This window comes from Streptomyces sp. NPDC044704 (genome assembly GCF_056433525.1).
Map to the genome: position 1 here is coordinate 40,224 of NZ_JBWKGY010000020.1, position 17,957 is coordinate 58,180.

A 17,957-nucleotide genomic window follows, 5' to 3' on the forward strand; every position below is an offset into this window, starting at 1 on the left:
TCACCGGGGCGGGACCGGGGCCACGGGCGTGTCCGGGGCCGGGCGGCTGCCACTGGCCCGTTCGGCGTGCCGTTCGACCGGTCGGCGCCGGGTCCGCCAGGCGGCGGATAACTCCGTCCGCCGTCCCGGCGAGGCTCGGGGCATCCGACCGGAAGGGGTGACCCAGGTGACCACCACCACCCTCGCGCGCCGCACCACCGAAGAGCAGACCTTCGCACGGCTCCACCGCGAGCACGGCAAGGCGCTCCTCGGGTTCCTCCTCGCCCTCACCCGCGGGGACCGGCACCGCGCCGAGGACCTCGTCCAGGAGACCCTCGTCCGGGCCTGGAAACACCCCGAGGCCCTGGAGAGCACCGACCACGCCTCCCTGCGGCCCTGGCTGTACACCGTCGCCCGGCGTCTGGCCATCGACGCCCGGCGGGCCCGGCTGTCGCGGCCCGCCGAGCTCGGCCCGGAGGCCCTGGAGCAGGCCCCGGCCGCCGATGACCGCACCGAGCAGGCCGTCGCCGCCCTCGACCTCCGGGAAGCGCTGCGCACCCTGAACCCCGACACCGGGCCGTCCTGGTCCAGCTGTACTTCCGCGGGGCGTCGGTGCGCGAGGCCGCCGAAGCCCTGGGAGTGCCGGCCGGAACGGTGAAATCCCGCTCCCACTACGCCCTGCGGGCCCTGCGCGCCCGCCTGCCCGGCTACGACGCCACGGCGGAGACGCCCTGAGGACGCGGCTCAGGAGGCTCCGGGCGAGGCGAGGCGAGGCGAGGCGAGGCGAGGCGAGGCGAGGCGGGGCGAGGCGGGGCGGGGCGGTCCGGCCGACGGGTGTGGACCGTACGGACCGGTCCACACCCTGACGGTCGGCCGGCCTACGGCGTCCGGGGGGCGCGGGCCGCCTCGGCGGCCACGCCCGCCCGGGAGCGGACCTGGAGTTTGGCCAGGATGTGCGAGACGTGGGTCTGCACCGTGCGGGGCGACAGGAACAGGGCGTCCGCGATCTCCGGGTTGGACCTGCCCTGCGCCACCAGCAGGGCCACCTTCAGCTCCGCCGGCGTCAACGCCGCCCAGCCCCCGGCCGCCCGCCGCCGGGCCGAACGGCTGCCCCGGCGGACGCCCAGGGTCCGCAGCCGGGCGTCGGCCCGCGCGACGTCCCACCGCGCACCGAGGCCCTCGTACACCGCCACCGCGGCCGCCAGCGCCTCCCGCGCGCCCGCCAGATCGCCGCGCCACGCCCGCGCCACCGCGAGGTCCTCCAGGGTGTGCCCCCGCGGCAGCGGCCACCCGGCCCGGTCCGCCCTCGCCACCGCCCGCGCGAGCAGCTGCGGATCCTGCCCGAACAGCCCCCGGCAGCGCAGCAGGGCCAGCGCCGGGCCCGGGTACTCGGCCAGGTCGGCCGCCGCCCGGACGCATGCCGCCACAGCCGCCCGCGCCGTACCCGGCTCCCCGCACTCCAGGGCGAGCCGCACCACCTCCGACAGCACCCAGGGCCGGTCGTACACCGTGGCCTCCTGACCCTCCTCCGCCAGCGCGGGCAGCAGCGCGGCGAGCGCTTCGGCCGGCCGGCCGTCCCGTTCCGCCGCCAGGGCCCGCGCCAGCAGCACGTGGGAGCCGTAACGGCGGGCCGCCGCCGAGGCGAACGCGTCCGAGGGCAGGGCCGCCAGCTCCGCCGCCGCCCCCTCCCGCTCGTCGCGGTGCCCCAGCACCAGCGCCCGCAGGCCGCGCACCACCACCGGGAGCCAGCCGTCCGACACCGGCAGGCCGTCCGCCCGCGCCACCCGGTCCAGGGCCGCGTCCCAGTCCCCGAGCCGGTAGTGGAACTCGGCCAGCCGGGCCTCGACCACCACCAGCCGCCCCGTCGACCCCGTCCGCACGGCCAGCTCCCGCGCCTCGCTCAGCGCCGCCGCGACGACCTCGGGCTCGTCGAAGCGGATGTGCCCCTCCGCCTGGTTGGCGAGCAGCAGCAGCCGCATGTCGTCCGCCGCCGGGCAGCGGCGGGCGTACGCGATCCCCTCCGCCACGTGCCGCAGCGACTCCCGCCCCCGGCTCAGGTGGAACAGCGCGTAGGCCATCGCGTGCTGTGCCTCCGCCCCGCAGAGCGGGTCCCCCAGCCGGGCCGCCTCCGCCACCACCGGCCCCGCCAGCGCGTACGCCTCCTGCGGGCGCCGCAGGTCGGCCAGCGCCAGCACCCGGCAGGCCTCCAGGCGCAGCCGGTGCGAAGCCGACGGGAAGGACTCCGCCAGCGCCCGCTCCGTGACCGCCAGGCAGCGTTCCATGTCGCCCGGGATCATCAGCGCCGACACCAGCTTGAAGGCGAGCGCCGCCCTCCGGTCGGGATCGGCGGCCCGCTCGCGCAGGGCGTCCAGCAGCTCCGCCGACTCGGGGCGGCGCAGCAGCAGCGCCGCGTCCGCCAGCGCCTCCTCCAGGGTGTCCAGGGCCGCCCGGTCCTCGCGGGGGCCGTGCGCGAGCGCCCGTTCCAGCAGCTCGGCGGCCGTCTCCGGGGCCACCGGGAGGAGGTCCTGCGCGGAGCCGGCCAGCCAGCGCACCGCCCACGCGTCCGGCGCCCCGGCCCCCAGCAACTGCTCGGCGATGCGCACCGGTTCCAGGCCCGCCCGGGCGAAGGCCCGCGCCGCGTCCTGGTGCAGGGCGGCGCGGACGGCGGCGGGGGTGTCCAGGTACAGGGCCCGGCGGAGCGCCGGATGGCGGAAGCGCAGCACCTCGCCGGTGTCCTCCAGCAGGCCCGCCAGCACCGGCTCCTCCAGTTCCGCGAGCAGCTCCCGCACCGGCCTGTCCTGTACGAGGGCCAGCTCGCGCGGCGTGAACCGGGCTCCGAGCAGCGCCGCGTGCCGCAGGCAGGCACAGGCCGCCCGGGAGAGGTGGTCCAGCCCCCGGGCCACGGAGGCGGGCGGGTCCGGCAACCCGCCGGCTCCGGGTCCCGGTTCGGCGACGCCGCCCACCACCCGCAGGGCCGGCGACCAGGCGCCCAGCAGGTCCCGCAGCAGCCGCGGGTTGCCGCCCGCCAGCGCGGCCGCCTCCCGCAGCCGGGGCCCGGGCGGCGCCCCCAGCAGCTCCCGGACCAGCTCGTCCGAGTCCTGCGGCCCCAGCGGATCCAGCCGCACCACGGCCCCGCCCGGCTCCGCGCACAGCAGCTCCACCTCGGGCCGCCGGGGCAGCGGCTGCCGGGTCGCCGCGAGGAGCAGCGGGAGCCGGCCCGCCCGCGCCGCCCGGACGAGCCGGCCCCACACCAGCAGCGTCGCCGGGTCCGCCCAGTGCAGGTCGTCCAGCACCAGCAGCAGCGGCCCCCGCGCACACCACCCCTCGACCGCCGCCACCAGCAGGTCCATCGCGGCCAGCAGCGCCCCGCCGGGCCGCTGCGCCGCCCCGGCCTCCCGCAGCAGCGCGATCACGGCGGCCCGCCCCGCAGCGGGCGCACCCGGGGCGCCGTCCGGGCCGGGCGGGCGCGGGCCGCCGTCCGGGCCCCCGGGGCCGGCCCCGCCGTCCGGGTACAGGCAGTCCAGTGCCGCGCGCAGCGGCAGACCCACCCCGAGGGCCTCGGCGGCGCCGTACCGCACGCCCAGGCCGAGCGCCTCCGCCTCGGCCACCGCCTCCCGGACCAGCCGGGTCCGGCCCGCGCCGGGTTCGCCCTCCACCACCAGGAGCCCGCCGCCCGGGCCCCGCCGCACCCACTCCCTCAGTTCTTCCCGTTGCCGTTCCCGCCCGACCCGCACGCCGGCCGCCCCTCCGTCACGCCGCGCCGTCCGCAGGATGCCACGGCCCGGCCCGGCGGGGTCCCGTTCTGCCGCTTCCCGGCCCGGAACTGTGCACGCCCGCCCGGTATTTGGGGATCCGTACGGTGATCTTCATGCCGGCGCCGACACCCGTCTCGATGACGAGCCCGTACGCGTCCCCGTAGACCTGCCGCATCCGCTCGTCCACGTTCGGCAGCCCGATCCCCGCCGAACCCGGCCGCTCCCCGGCCAGGATCCGCCGCAGCAGCGCCGGCTCCATCCCGACCCCGTTGTCCTCGATGGTCAGCACCGCCTCCGAGCCCGCGTCCCGGGCGGCGATCGTGATCCGGCACTCCGCCGTGGAGTCCTCCAGCCCGTGCTTCACGGCGTTCTCCACCAGCGGCTGTAGGCACAGGAACGGCACCGCCACCGGCAGAACCTCCGGCGCCACCTGCAGCGTGACCTTCAGCCGGTCCCCGAACCGGGCCCCGGCCAGGGCCAGGTACTGCTCGATCGACCGCAGTTCCTCCGCCAGCGTCGTGAAGTCCCCGTGCCGCCGGAACGAGTACCGGGTGAAGTCCGCGAACTCCAGCAGCAGCTCCCGGGCCCGCTCCGGATCGGTGCGCACGAAGGAGGCGATCGCGGCGAGGGAGTTGAAGATGAAGTGCGGGGAGATCTGCGCCCGCAGCGCCTTGATCTCCGCCTCCATCAGCCCGGTCCGCGCCCGGTCCAGCTCCGACAGCTCCAGCTGGACGGACACCCAGCGGGCCACCTCCGTCGCGGCCCGCACCAGGACCGCCGACTCCCGCGAACCGTAGGCGACGAGCGCCCCCAGCATCCCGTCCTCACCGGTGAGCGGGGCGAACACCGCCCACTTCAGGGGGCATCCGACCCGCTGGCAGTCCGTCCGCACGCTCTGGCTGCGCCCCGACTCCAGCACCTGCGCGACCCGCGCCATCGCCCGCCGCTGGTGGTGGTCGGCGCCCGGGCCGTCCCAGGCCAGCACCGTCTCCCGGTCCGTCAGGCACAGGGCCTCCGTGCCGAGCAGGGAACGCAGCCTCCGGGCCGCCTTGCGGGCGGCGTCCTCGGTGAGCCCGGCCCGCAGCGGGGGAGCGGCCAGCGAGGCGGTGTGCAGGGTGTGGAAGGTGGCCCGCTCGACGGGGGTGCCCAGGTCCAGCCCGGCGGCCCGTTCCCCGCGCACCGCGTGCCACCGGCCGGCGGCCCACCCCAGACCCAGCAGCAGCGCCGCACCCGTCACGGCCAGCACCGCGAGCGCCGCCCCGGTCACCGCGGGGCCCCCGCCCGGTCCCCGGCAACGGCTTCGGGCAGGTGCAGCCGGGCCAGCGCCGCCGCCGTACCGGCCGGGATCCGCGACCGCGTGGCCAGCGACACCAGCACCATCGTCAGGAAGCCCAGCGGCACCGACCACACCGCCGGCCAGGCCAGCAGGGCGTGCGCCCAGCCGGACGGCGCCAGCCCGGCCCGCGTCGCCAGTACGGCGCCCAGCGCGGCCCCGCCACCGGTGAGCAGCCCGGCGACCGCACCCGGCGGGGTCAGCCCGCGCCACCAGATCCCCAGCACCAGCAGCGGGCAGAAGGAGGACGCCGACACGGCGAAGGCCAGCCCGACCGCGTCCGCGACCGGCACCTGGGTGGCCGCCACCGAGCCCGCCAGCGGCACCGCCATCGCCAGCACCACGGCCCAGCGGAACGTCCCCACCCCGCGCCACGGCAGCACGTCCTGGTGCAGTACCCCGGCCACGGCCACGGTCAGACCCGAGGCCGTCGACAGGAACGCGGCGAACGCGCCCCCGGCCAGCAGCGCCCCCAGCAGCTCGCCGAGCAGCCCGCCCAGCATCCGTTCGGGCAGCACGAGCACCGCCGCGTCCGCGTCGCCGGTCAGGGCCAGTTCGGGCGCGTAGATCCGGCCGAGGGCCCCGTACACCTGCGGCAGCAGGTAGAACACCCCGAGCAGACCGAGCACGACCAGGGTGGTGCGCCGGGCGGCCCGCCCGTCGGGGCTGGTGTAGAAGCGCACCGCGACGTGCGGCAGGCCCATGGTGCCGAGGAACGTGGCGAGGATCAGCCCGTACGTGGCGTACAGCCGGTGCACGCGCCGCTCCCCGGACAGCGGCGCCGACCAGCTGGGCTCCGTACCGGCGGCCGTTCCCGCGCGGGCGCCCGGCACCACGCTGTCCGGGGCGAACTCCAGGCGGGTGCGGGCCTCGGCGTTGTGGACGCCGGCCGGCAGGGTCACCGGGGCGCCGGTGTACGGGGTCCCGTCGACCCGGCCCGTCACCGTCACCGTCAGCGGCGCGTCCAGCGACAGCCGGACGTCCTCGGCGAGCGTGACGGAGGTGTGCTCGCGGAACACCGCCGGGGCGTCGAAGGAGGCGCGCGGCGCGCCGTCCCCCGCCCAGGCGGCGATCAGGAAGAAGGCGGGCACCAGCAGGGCGGTGAGCTTGAGCCAGTACTGGAAGGCCTGGACGAAGGTGATGCTGCGCATGCCGCCCGCCGCGACGGCCGCCGTGACGACGAAGGCGACGACGACCCCGCCCGCCCAGTGCGGGGCCCCGGTGAGGATCTCCAGGGTCAGGCCCGCGCCCTGCAACTGCGGGAGCAGGTACAGCCAGCCGACGCCGAGCACGAACAGCACGGCGATCCGGCGCACCGCCCGCGACTGGAGCCGGGCCTCGGCGAAGTCGGGCAGCGTGTAGGCCCCCGACCGCCGCAGCGGGGCCGCGACCAGCACCAGCAGCACCAGGTAGCCGGCGGTGTACCCGACGGGATACCAGAGCATCTCCGGCCCCTGGAGCAGCACCAGTCCCGCGACGCCGAGGAAGGAGGCGGCGGAGAGGTACTCGCCGCTGATGGCCGCCGCGTTCAGGCGGGGCCCGACGGTGCGCGAGGCGACGTAGAAGTCGGAGGTGGTCCGCGATATCCGCAGGCCCAGCGCCCCGACGAGGACCGTGACCAGGACGACTACGGTGACCGCGGTCAGCGCGTACGTCTGGTTCACCGGTGTTCCTTCGACGGGGGAGGGGGTGACCGGAGTCTATGCACCGCCCCGCGCCGGGGAACAGGCACGATCCGGCACGATCCGCCGGCTGTCAGAGGGCCGGGTCGCGGTGTTCCGCGCAGTCCCGGAGGGCGATCTCCAGTTCCACGTACGACTCCTCGGCACGCCGGAACGCGAGCGTCAGGGCCGCCTCGGCGCGGGGCGGCAGCTGCTGCCGGGTGCCCTCGCGGGCCTCGTAGAGCACGTCGGCCCAGCGGGCCGCCGCACTGCGCAGCCGCGCCAGCAGGGCCTCGGCCTCGGCGGGCCCGGCGGCCCGGGTCCGGGGCAGTCCGGTCAGCGCGTCGAGCAGCGCCTCGATCTCGGACATCTGGCTCCTCCCGGGCAGGAAGATCCACGATACGCGCGCCCCGCGGCGCGGCCGCCGGTCCGGACGGCCGCTGCGGCCGACGGCCCCGGCGGATCGCCGTACGCCCGCCCCGGCGCGACGAACGGCGCCCTCGCACGCCGGACGGTCGTACGGTCGGGCACCGGGGCGGGCGGCGTCGCCGGGCCGTCGGGGCGGCAAGGGGCGGCAGGGGGCGGCGGTCAGCCCGTTGCCTGGCGCATCAGGAGGTCCCGCAGTTCGCGCGCGTGGCGCCGGCTGACCTGGAGCTCCGCCGAGCCCACCCGGACGCTCGTCGTGCCGGAGTCCAGGCGCAGTTCGTCGATGCGGCCCAGCGCCACCAGGTGCCGCCGGTGGATCCGTACGAATCCCCGGGCCGCCCAGCGCTCCTCCAGCGTGGAGAGCGGGATGCGCACCAGGTGGCTGCCGTCGTCGGTGTGCAGCCGGGCGTAGTCCCCCTGCGCCTCGACGTAGGCGATGTCCGCGATCGCCACGAACCGGGTGACCCCGCCCAGTTCGACGGCTATCTGGTCCGGGGCGCGTTCGGCGACGCCCGCCTCCGCGGCCGGCCGGCGCGGCGCGGGGGGCGCCGGCGGCCCGGCGGGGACGGCGGCCGGGGAGGGCGGCGGGACGGCGGGCACGGGGCCCGTCCCGGGCTCCGGGGCCGGCGCGGGACGGCCGAGCTGGGCGCGGGCCCGGCGGACGGCCTCGGCGAGCCGCTCCGGCCGTACCGGCTTGAGCACGTAGTCCACGGCCTTGAGGTCGAAGGCCTGCACGGCGAACCCCTCGTGGGCGGTGACGAACACGATCAGCGGCGGCCGGGCGAACCCGGACAGCAGCCGGGCGATGTCCAGCCCGGTCAGCCCGGCCATCTGGATGTCGAGGAACACCACGTCGATGCCGTCGGGGCCGTCCGGGCCGCTCTCCAGCGCCCGTGTGATCCGGCGCAGCGCCTCCGTGGCGTCCGAGGCGCCCTCCGCGCTGCTCACCCGGGGGTCCGAGCGCAGCAGGTACAGGAGCTCTTCCAGGAGGGGCTTCTCGTCGTCGACGGCCAGGGCGCGCAGCATGGGCCGAGTGTAGGCAACGGCCGCGCCCCCGCAAACGGTGCGCGGCCCCTGCCCAGGGGGGATGTGGGCAGGGGCCGCGCGGTCCGGGGCGGGTTACTTCACGGTGATGAGCTTGCCTTCGGGGGAGACCGCGTACCAGGTGCCGCCGACGCCCTGGCCGTTGGTGTCGCCGGGCTTCTTGTCACCGGTGAAGGTGTAGACGGGCCAGCAGTCGACCGTCTGCTGCTTCTTGCCGTCGGGGCGGTCGAGGACCAGGTAGTTCTTCTCGACGATGCCCTTGGCGTTCGCCTTGTCGACCGGCGCGACGACCGGCCACTTGGCCACGCAGTCGCCCTCGCACTTGGAGACCATCGGCCAGGCGGTGTCCGGCTTGAAGCGGTAGACCGTCATGCCCTTGCCGTCGACGATGTGCTCCCCGAGCTTGGGGTCCTTGGCGACGGTGAGGGCCCCCTCCGCGCCCTTGGCGCCCTCCGCGCCTTCCGAGCCGGCCGGGGCGGGCGCGGCGGCCGCCTTCGCGGCCTTCTTGCCGTCGGGGGCCAGGGCGAACCAGGTGCCGCCGACTCCCTGCCCGTTCAGGTCGCCCGGCTTGGTGTCCTTGGCGAAGCGGTACGCGGGCCAGCCGCCCACCGTCAGCTGCTTGCTGCCGTCCTTGCGGACCACCTCGCCCAGCACGGCCGGGTCCATGCCCGCGGCGGCCGTCACGTCGCCCGCGGCGACCACCGGCCAGGTCTTGGCGCAGTCGCCCTCGCAGTTCGAGGCCGGGGGCTTGGCGGTGTCCTTGTCGAACCGGTAGAGGGTGAGTCCGGCGCTGTCGGTGAGGACCGGGCCGAGCTGCTCGGTGCCGGCGACGGTCAGCTGCCCGGCGGGCTTAGCGGCGCCGTCCGCGGCGCCCGCGCCGTACTCGGAGGGCTTGTCGCTGCCGTAGGCGTCGGAGGCGGGAGCCGGGGCGGCCGCGGCGGCGCCGGCCGGCTTGGTGTTGTCGGCCGCCTTGTCGTCCCCGCCGCAGGCCGTCGCCGTGAGGGCGACGACGATGGCGACCGCAGCCAGGGAACTTCCGCGCTTGATACCCATGTTGATCTCTCCCACGTGTGGTGTCTGCCGTGTCCGTCGCCGGACCGCGGCAACTTGCGCAGAACACGGGGCGGGGAGAGCGATCCGTTCAGCGGGATCGGTATGACCTGTTTCACTCACCCGCCGTCGAACCCGGACCGGCGCAGGGCCGTGGCCACAGCGAGGCCGAGAACCCGGTGTCCGGCGTCGTTGGGGTGCAGACCGTCCGCGAGGTGCTCGGATCCCAGCAGGTCACGGCCCGGCAGCAGGGCCAGGCGGCCGTCCCCGGCGGCGATCCGGTCCCGGGTCGCCCGCTCCATCGCGTCGCGCAGGGCGCCCAGGGTGGCGCCGAGCCGGTTCGGGGTGCGTTCGGCGTCGGGGCGCAGCACGGGGGAGAGGAGCAGCAGGGGGGTCCGCGGGTGGCCCTGGCGGATCAGGTCGAGGAAGGTGCGGGTGGTCTCGTACAGCAGCGCGGCGGAGTAGGGCACGCGGGACCAGCAGTTGGTGCCGAAGGCGAGGGTGAGGACGTCGGCGGGGAGCGCGGAGAGCTGCTCGGCGGTGGCGAGTTCCCCGCGCGCGGCGCCCGCGTAGCCGAGGTTCACCGCGTCCCAGCCCATCGCCCGGCCCGTGACCGACGGCCAGCCGTGGGCGGGCCGGGTGGACCACCAGCCCTCGGTGATGGAGTCGCCGTGGACGACCCAGCGCGGGGCGGCGGGGGCGGGCGCGAGGGCGCCGCCGACGCCGCGCAGCCCCAGGATCAGGGGGGACTGCGCCTCGGGCGGGTGGAGGGTGAAGGGGCCGCCGCCGTGCGGCAGTTCGAGGCGTACGACGGATTCCGCGGCGGGTTCGGTGAAGACCTCGGTGAGCAGCCCGTGGCGGTTCCACAGCGCGAAGCCGTGCGCCAGGTCGCGCAGGGCGTCGGTGGGGCCGGGCACCGTCGCCCGGTAGCGGATCTCCACGGCGTGCGCGGAGGCGGTGGTGAACTCCAGACGCACCCCTATGGGGAGGGTGGCCCGCTCGCCCGTGTCCCAGGGCAGCCGCATGGTGTCCGCCGGGTCGGCACGCACGGGCCGGCCCTTGTCCAGCCAGGCGACCCCGCGCAGGAAGGGCGCGGGGTCCTGCCACGGGCCCTCGGGGCTCGGGCTCGGGCTTGGGCTCGGGCTTGGGCTCGGGCTCGGGCTCGGGCTCGGGCTCGGTTCTCTCACTCGTCGCCTCCGGTCGTCGGGTACGGGATCTTCGTGCCGTCTGCCTGTCTGCCTGTCTGCCTGTCTGGCTGCCTGCCGTCCGTGCGTCTGTCGTGGGCCCGCCGGGTTCTCCCGTACCCCGGAGGGGACGGTTCCGACCGCCGCCGGGCGCGGCGCTGACACGTGCCCCCGCCGGGCCGGCTCCAGGGCGGCACGCTGCGACACATCTGACGAAGTATCAAGAAATCCCGCCGAAGGCCCCCGCGCAGTGATCGATCATCCGCGCGCAACAAAGGGCCATCCCGGACAGATCCGCGCAACGATCGTTCGCCAATGTGCAAGGATGGTGCATTACGGGCGGTATCACTCAGCTCGTAGGCTCACTCGCTGTACGTGGAGTGGCGTGGACCGCCTGCTCGGCGGTCCCCCATGCCCAGGCGGGCTCCTCTGCCCGCCTGCTCCTGCTCCGGACCGCTGCGGTCGACGCCTGAATCCCCACCCGCAGTGTCAAAGGAGTCCCCTCGTGCTCGAAACCGGCCAGGCGCCACCGCTCACCTCCGAGCCCCGCAAGCCTGCCCATCCTTTGCTGCGCCGCAAGCCGGTCGAGCAGATGGTCGCCGAAGGCGGCCAGGGCGAGGGCGGCTCGCTGCGCCGCTCCCTCACCATGTGGCAGCTGACGATGATCAGCATCGGCGCCACCCTGGGCACCGGCATCTTCGTCGTCCTCGGCACCGCCGCGCCCAAGGCCGGCCCGGCCGTGACGATCTCCTTCGTCATCGCGGGCCTCACCGCGCTCTTCTCCGCCCTGTCCTACGCGGAGCTGGCCGGATCGGTCCCGGTCTCCGGGTCCTCGTACTCGTACGCGTACGCCACCATGGGCGAGCTCATCGCCTGGATCTGCGGCTGGTGCCTGGTCCTGGAGTACGGGGTGTCCGTCGCGGCGGTCGCCGTCGGCTGGGGCGAGTACCTCAACGAGCTCCTCGACGGCACCATAGGGATCACCATCCCGGAAGCGGTCTCGAACCCGGCCGGCGAGGGCGGCTTCATCAACCTCCCCGCGCTGGTCGTCGTCCTCCTCGCCATGGTCTTCCTGATGCGCGGCGCCAAGGAGAGCGCCCGCATCAACACGATCATGGTCGCGGTGAAGATCGTCACGCTGCTGCTCTTCATCGGCATCGGCTTCATGGGCATCAAGGCCGGCAACTACGCCCCCCTCGCCCCCCTCGGCATCGCCGGCATCAGCGCGGGCGCCGCGACCCTGTTCTTCTCGTACATCGGCTTCGACGCCGCCTCCACCGCCGGTGAAGAGGCCAAGAACCCCAAGCGCGACCTGCCCCGCGCGATCATGCTCTCGCTGCTGATCGTCACCGTGCTGTACGTCCTCGTCGCGTTCGTCGCCGTCGGCGCCATGCCGTGGCAGGACTTCAAGGGCACCGAGGCCGCCCTCGCCCAGATCATGACCGACGTCTCCGGCCACACCTTCTGGGGCGTCGTCCTCGCCGCCGGCGCCGTCGTCGCCATCGCGTCCGTCGTCTTCGCTGTGCTCTACGGCCAGACCCGCATCCTCTTCGCCATGTCCCGCGACGGCCTCGTCCCCAAGGTCTTCGCCAAGGTCGACGGGAAGACCGGCGCCCCCCGCGCCAACGTGGTGATCGTCTCCCTCTTCTGCGGAGTCCTCGCCGCCTTCATCCCGCTGGGCAAGCTCGCCGACGCCACCAGCATCGGCACCCTCTTCGCCTTCGGCCTCGTCAACGTCGCCGTCGTCATCCTGCGCCGGACCCGCCCGGACATGCCGCGCACCTTCAAGGTCGCCCTCTTCCCCGTCACCCCGATCCTCGGCCTCCTCGCCTGCGGCTACATGATGTTCAGCCTGGACACCGCAACCTGGATCGTCTTCGGTGGCTGGATGGCCGCGGGCCTCGTGTTCTACTTCCTGTACGGCATCCGCCGCTCCCGACTGGCCACAGCAGAGAAGTGATCCACCCGCAGTGCGACTGAACGATCTCGACGAACGCATCGTGCACGCCCTCGCCGAGGACGCCCGGCGTTCCTACGCGGACATCGGCTCCGAGGTCGGACTCTCCGCCCCCGCCGTCAAACGCCGCGTCGACCGGCTGCGGGCCGAAGGCGCCATCACCGGCTTCACGGTCCGTGTGGACCCCGCCGCGATGGGCTGGGAGACCGAGGGCTTCATCGAGATCTACTGTCGCCACAACACCTCGCCGGACGACATCCGGCGAGGGCTGGAGCGGTACCCCGAGGTGGTGTCCGCGTCGACCGTCACCGGCGACGCGGACGCCCTCGTCCAGGTCTTCGCCTCCGACATGAGGCACTTCGAGCGCGTCCTGGAGCGCATCGCCGGCGAACCCTTCGTGGAACGCACCAAGTCCGTCCTCGTGCTCTCCCCCCTGCTCCGCCGCTTCACCTCCGGCGCACCCGCCTGACCGGGGCGCCCCGGAGGTGGCGGAACCCGCGAAGGGGCCGTCACACGGGCGTGTGAGGATCGGCGGCATGAAGATCCAGATCCCGCTGCCGTCCGATCCGCACGCCTCGGTCGTCTACACCGACTGGGCCCGCGCGTACGATCCCGCCGCCGGAGCGGCCGCCGCCGCGCTGCTCGACGAGGTCCGCGGCGGCATCCACACCGCCCACGACAAGCCCGGCCGGTTCGTCGACGGCCTGGAGCGGCGCGTGCGGAACCTGGACCCCGCCCACCTGCCCTGGTTCTGGGACACCGTCGGCCACAAGCTCATCGGATGGCACCCGCGCTCCGCCGCCCGCGCCTACGCCCTGGCCCGCAAGGCCGAACGCACCCACCGGCTGCCCGTGGACCCCGACTGGCACCGCGCCAACCTCCTGGTCTTCGCCCGCGCCGGAGCCCTGCCCGCCACCGAGCTGAGCGGCCACCAGGCCTGGCTCGCCGGCGCCCTCGACGGCCCCGCCGCCCACGAGGCGTACGTACGCGTCCTCACCGCCTGGGCCGCCTCGCCCGCCGGACTCCCCGCCGACCTGGCCCGCCGCGTCCGCCTCTCCGCGCGCGGAGCCGGACTGGACCCCGCAGAGGAAGCCCGGGTCCTCGGCCTCGTCCTGGGCGCCGCCCGCGGCAAGGACGTCCCCGACCGGCTCCTCGACGCCGCCCGGGACCTGTTCGCCGCCCACCCCCCGGCCGACGAGGTCAACGCCCTGCTCCTCGACCTGTTCCCCGAGACCCGGGGCGACGCCTCCGCATGGCTGCGGCTCCTGCTGGCCTGCGGCGCCGCCGACGCCGCGACCGACGGCCGGATCACCCCGCAGGACGGTCTCGCCGGCTGGTTCGCCGCGTTCACCCGCCGCTACTCCCACCGCCCCGTCGCCGGCGGCGGCGTCACCCGCCAGCCGATGCCCCCCGAACTCTTCGCCCTGCTGGCCCGCCTAGCACCCAGGCTCCGCGCCGCCGCCACCCCGCTGCGCCTCCACGAGGACCGCTACCGGTGGCCCGGCCTGGACGCCGACCTGCTGGACGCCTGCCTCGCCGAAGGCCTCCCCGTCGAGGACCCCGGCGTCGCCGTCGCCCTGGAGTTCCACCACGGGCAGGGCGGGCAGCGCCGCGACCTCAAGGCCCTCGCCGCCGACCCGCGTTTCGGACCCCGGCTGGAAGGCACCGTCCACGCCGGGCTGCGCACCGCCGGCACGGCCATCACCCGCCTCCCCGAGAACCCCGGCATCACCGCCGAGGTCCACGGCCGCGTCGACGGTCTCCTCGCTGCCCTGCGCGGCGGCGGGCTGGCCGCCGCCGACGAAGCCGTGGACGAGCTGGACACCCTCCTGGACCGGCCCACCGCCCGCGCCCTCGACGGCATCGACGAAGCCCTCGCCGCCCTGGACCTGACCGGCCCCCTCGCGCGCGCCCTGCGGGCCGGACTGCCCGAGGAATGGGCCTGGCCCGCCCTGGAGGACGCCGTCGCGGAACTCGGCGGCCCCGACCGGGTCACCGGAGTCACGAGCACCTGGCCCCTCCTGACCGTCTACGGTCCCGGCCGGGCCGTCACCGTCGACCACGCCGGCCCCCGCGGCCGCTGCGCCTTCGACCTCCCCGACGACGCCACCTCGCACACCGTGCACCACGTCGGCGGACAGTTCCTCGTCAGCTGGAGCACCACCCCCAAGGGCAGCTTCGGCGAGCACGCCTTCTGGGCCGACCGCCCCGACGAGGTCTTCGAGCCGGAGCAGAAGCTCGGCCTGCGCCGCTACGGAGGCATGATCCAGGGCGGCCTCGGCTACCAGTTCGCCACCCCCGACGGCGCCGGCCGCCACGACGGCGTACGCGTCCTGCGCCCCGGCGAGCGCGGCGGCATCGGCTCCCACGAGGTCCAGATGAGCGACGGCCACCACTTCTGGAGCGCCGACACCTTCTGCCGCTGGGGCGCCTGGACCCACGTCGACCCCGCCACCGGAGCCCGGACCGCCGACCGCACCCCGCCCGCCTTCCACACCGCGGCCGCCCTCCCGCCCGGCACCGAACTCTTCGGCGACGTCCAGACCCTCGCCGCGCTGCCCCCCGACGCCCCCGCCTCCCCCCTCGGACAGGACGGCCGCCTCGTCGGCTTCCGCGTCCTCAACCGCACCCCCTACCCGGGCCCCTCCCCGAGGGAGTTCCTCCTCGAAGGCGTCGACGGCCGCACCGCCTCCTACCGCAGCCGGCGCCTCGGCCGCAGGCCCTGGGCCGTCGTACGCATGCCGCAGGGCGGGGAGGACGCCGTACTGGCCGGGCAGGAGACCGTCCGCGCCCACGCCGCCGAGGACAACTCGCTGCTCTGGCAGGTCCAGGGCTTCCCCGGCTCCGACCGGCGCCGCACCCCCGGCTTCGGCGACGCCGCCGGACCCGTCCCGCCGCCCGCCTTCTGGCACTTCCTCACCCCGCGCGACGAAGCCTCCTCCAAGACCCTGCGCGCCGTCGAGGACACTGCCGTACGGGCCCTCCTCGACGCCGCCCTCGCCCACGACCCGGCGCCCGCCCTGCCCGGCCCCCTCGAAGCCCGCGTCGCCGAAGGCGTCGCCCGCGCCGCCCGCCTCGCCGCCGACGTCCTGCGCCGCCGCCGCGCGCTGTCCCGCCGCGTCGCCCTGCTGCGGGCCGAGCCCGCCGTCACGCTGCGCACCGAGGCCCCCGACACCGTCCTCGCCCCCGCCCTGTACGGGCTGCTCGCCGAGCACCGCCGCCACCACGCCCCGGTGCCCCAGCCGCAGCCCGCGCTCCTCACCGCCGTCGCCGCGGACGGCCGCCACCTGCGCGGGGAGATCGACGACGAGACCCGCGTCCTCGCCCGGCCCGCCGCCCCCGCCGACTGGGAGGTGCTCGTCGGCGGGATCGGGGCCGCCGCCTGGCGGGCCGCCGTCGCCACCACCCCCGACGGGGAGCGGGAGGCCCTCGCCGCCCTGCTGGAGACCTGGAGCGGCCAGCCCTTCGCCGAAGCCGGCCGTACCTGGCGCACCGGCCGGGCCGGCGCCGGGGCCCTGGCCACCCACCGCGCCGCCGGGCACGTCCTGGCCTCCGGCACCGTCCGCGAAGGCCTCGCGTGGTTCCTCCAGCCGGCCGCCGACCCCGCGCCGGAAGGCGCCGAAGCCTGCCGGACCCGCACCGTCACCGAGGACGACACCACCCGCCTGCCCCGGCTCCTGGAGCTCCTCGCCACCCGGGGCCCGCTGCCGGTACCGCCCGCCGCGACGGACGCCTTCGCCCGCCTGACCGGGGTCCGCGGCCCCGTCGCGGCCCTGGTCCTCGCCGGCTTCCCCGGCCGCGACCACTACGGCGAACACCTCGCCCTGCTCGGCGGGGCCCCGTACAAGGTCAAGAAGCCGCTCGTCGAGCAGTACGACGAGCTGTGCCGCCGCCTCGGCGACACCGGCCGGCGCGCGGTCCTCGCGGCGGGGCTGCCCGAGGACCCGGCCGAACTGTGGGAACCGGGCGGCACGGAAGCCGCGGCCGGGCGGATGGCCGCGGCCTGGACCGGGCTGCTGGGCGCCGAGGAGCACGCCGACGAGGAGCTCGCCGCCGCCCTCGACGCGGAGCTGGGCCTGGCCGACGGATGGGCCCGCAGCCTCCCCGCCGGCCGCGCCCCCGACGACGAGCCCTTCGGCGAAGCCGGCCTCGTCCTCGTCGGCGACCGCCTCGGCGGCCTCGGCCTGCACCACGCCGGCCCGGACGGCTCCGCCGGGCGGGAGGTCCGCTCCACCGGGCCCGCCCACCGCACGGCCGCCTCCGTGATCGCCTGGGCCCTCACCGAGCGGCCCGTCGGCGACCCGGCCGCCACCGGCGCCCTCGCCCTGTACCGGTCACTGCGCGCCCAGCTCGACGGCCCGGGCGCGCTGATCCCCCTCGGGCAGTTCCAGGACCTGGCCCGGTCGGCCGCGGCCGACCCGCTGTTCACCCCGTACGGGGGCCCGGTGCTGCCCTGCCCCCAGCCGCTCTGGGAGAAGGTCACCGAGGTCTCCACCGCCGTCGACGACGGCCTGTTCGTGGTCGCCGTCCCCTCCGGCGACACCTTCCTGCGGCCCGCCGCCCTGGCCGAACCGGCACGCCTGGAGCGGGCGGAACGGCTGGCCGCCGCCGTCGAGCGGCCCTGGCTGCTCACGGGCCTGCACGGGATCCGGACGCTCCTCGACGGCCTCGGCCGGCTCGCCGACCGCGCGGCCGCCACACCCGTGCCCCCGGGCCGGTACGAGAACGACCCGGCCCTCGGCGCCCCCGACCTGGTCGAAGAGGTCTCCCGCGCCCTGCGCGTCGGCGCGGACGCCGCGGCCCTGTACCTCCAGCTGCTGGCCCTCGCCCGGCCCACCGACCGCAACGTCCGCCGCTGGAACGGCTGGACGGCCGCCCGGCACAAGTCGGCCCAGGCGGAGCTGCTGGCGGCCGGAGCGGTCCTGGCCGGCAAACGGGCCCGTGCGGGCCGCACGGTCTTCCCGCCGGGGGAGTGGACGGAGCTCAAGGCCCCGCACCTCCCGCTGGAGAGCGCCAAACTGGCCGACCACCAGGCCTCGGCCTCGCTGAAGACCCTGCACGCGCCCCTCCTGCGGCTGCTGCCGCCGCTGCCCCCGCACGAACTGTTCGCCCGCGCCTGGGACCGGGCCCGGTCCTCGCGGTAGCTACACCAGTGCGGGGCGGGAGGAGGAGCCGAGCATGGCCCGGCGCTCCTCCTCCGTCAGCCCGCCCCACACCCCGAACGGCTCGCGGGTGCGCAGCGCGTGGTCCAGGCAGGCCGCCCGTACCGGGCAGCCCGCGCAGACCCGCTTCGCGGCCTCGTCCCGTTCGTCGCGCTCCTCCCCCCGCTCGCCCGCGGGGTGGAAGAAGGGGCCGGACCCCAGGCCCCGGCAGGCGGCGCGGGACTGCCAGTCCCAGTGGTGGTGCGCGGATCCGGGCAGCCGGTGGACGTCGGTCATGGCAGTTCCTTTCCGTGGGTTGTCCTCCCGCGTGTGACCGCTGGGAGCCCACTGAAACCCGCCGTCCGCCCCCGTGCCGGGACGCCGGACCGACCGCGCCGGGGCCGGCCGGGAACACCGAGGACGGGAG

The 17,957-nt window shown here is 76.2% G+C and carries 11 protein-coding genes and 1 pseudogene; 4 read left to right on the top strand and 8 right to left on the bottom strand.

Annotated features, from left to right (window positions below):
• Nucleotides 1-166: 166 nt before the first annotated feature.
• Nucleotides 167-714: pseudogene (locus AC07B0_RS33140) on the top strand (sigma-70 family RNA polymerase sigma factor).
• Between the two features lie 143 nt (nucleotides 715-857).
• Here the strand turns inward: AC07B0_RS33140 and AC07B0_RS33145 are convergent.
• The 7 genes from AC07B0_RS33145 to AC07B0_RS33175 all read right to left on the bottom strand — a co-directional run bounded on the left by AC07B0_RS33145 (nucleotide 858) and on the right by AC07B0_RS33175 (nucleotide 10,297).
• On the bottom strand, nucleotides 858-3,713 hold the full coding sequence (locus tag AC07B0_RS33145) for an ATP-binding protein (RefSeq protein WP_478899700.1): 2,856 nt from the start codon (nucleotides 3,711-3,713) through the stop codon (nucleotides 858-860).
• 16 nt (nucleotides 3,714-3,729) lie between these two features.
• Entirely contained in the window at nucleotides 3,730-5,001 is a 1,272-nt protein-coding gene (locus AC07B0_RS33150) for a sensor histidine kinase (RefSeq protein WP_356876773.1), read from the bottom strand.
• On the bottom strand, nucleotides 4,998-6,731 hold the full coding sequence (locus AC07B0_RS33155) for a sodium/solute symporter (protein WP_478899702.1): 1,734 nt from the start codon (nucleotides 6,729-6,731) through the stop codon (nucleotides 4,998-5,000). Before AC07B0_RS33155 ends, AC07B0_RS33150 begins: the two co-directional genes overlap by 4 nt.
• Nucleotides 6,732-6,822: 91 nt before the next feature.
• Complete coding sequence (locus tag AC07B0_RS33160; protein WP_356876777.1) at nucleotides 6,823-7,098, bottom strand: hypothetical protein; 276 nt, start codon at nucleotides 7,096-7,098, stop codon at nucleotides 6,823-6,825.
• A 218-nt stretch (nucleotides 7,099-7,316) separates the two neighbouring features.
• Nucleotides 7,317-8,180: a LytR/AlgR family response regulator transcription factor gene (locus AC07B0_RS33165; protein WP_469382105.1), complete on the bottom strand. Its 864-nt coding sequence runs from the start codon at nucleotides 8,178-8,180 to the stop codon at nucleotides 7,317-7,319.
• A gap of 93 nt (nucleotides 8,181-8,273) precedes the next feature.
• Nucleotides 8,274-9,251, bottom strand: coding sequence for an SCO0930 family lipoprotein (locus tag AC07B0_RS33170; protein WP_356876781.1), 978 nt, complete (start codon nucleotides 9,249-9,251; stop codon nucleotides 8,274-8,276).
• A 116-nt stretch (nucleotides 9,252-9,367) separates the two neighbouring features.
• Entirely contained in the window at nucleotides 9,368-10,297 is a 930-nt protein-coding gene (locus AC07B0_RS33175) for a GDSL-type esterase/lipase family protein (protein WP_469382107.1), read from the bottom strand.
• 640 nt (nucleotides 10,298-10,937) lie between these two features.
• On the opposite strand from AC07B0_RS33175, the gene AC07B0_RS33180 reads away from it, so the two are divergent.
• The 3 genes from AC07B0_RS33180 (at nucleotide 10,938) to AC07B0_RS33190 (ending at nucleotide 17,533) form a co-directional block, all read left to right on the top strand.
• The gene (locus tag AC07B0_RS33180; RefSeq protein WP_356876785.1) at nucleotides 10,938-12,392 is read left to right on the top strand and encodes an amino acid permease; all 1,455 of its coding nucleotides are present in this window, start codon (nucleotides 10,938-10,940) and stop codon (nucleotides 12,390-12,392) included.
• 10 nt (nucleotides 12,393-12,402) lie between these two features.
• A complete protein-coding gene (locus AC07B0_RS33185; RefSeq protein ID WP_007262967.1) occupies nucleotides 12,403-12,858 on the top strand; it encodes an Lrp/AsnC family transcriptional regulator in 456 nt (151 codons plus the stop codon).
• Nucleotides 12,859-12,925: 67 nt separating this feature from the next.
• Nucleotides 12,926-17,533, top strand: coding sequence for a hypothetical protein (locus AC07B0_RS33190; protein WP_478899704.1), 4,608 nt, complete (start codon nucleotides 12,926-12,928; stop codon nucleotides 17,531-17,533).
• Here the strand turns inward: AC07B0_RS33190 and AC07B0_RS33195 are convergent, their stop codons facing one another.
• Nucleotides 17,534-17,827, bottom strand: a complete 294-nt coding sequence (locus tag AC07B0_RS33195) for a WhiB family transcriptional regulator (protein ID WP_356876789.1) — start codon at nucleotides 17,825-17,827, stop codon at nucleotides 17,534-17,536.
• Between the last annotated feature and the right edge of the window lie 130 nt (nucleotides 17,828-17,957).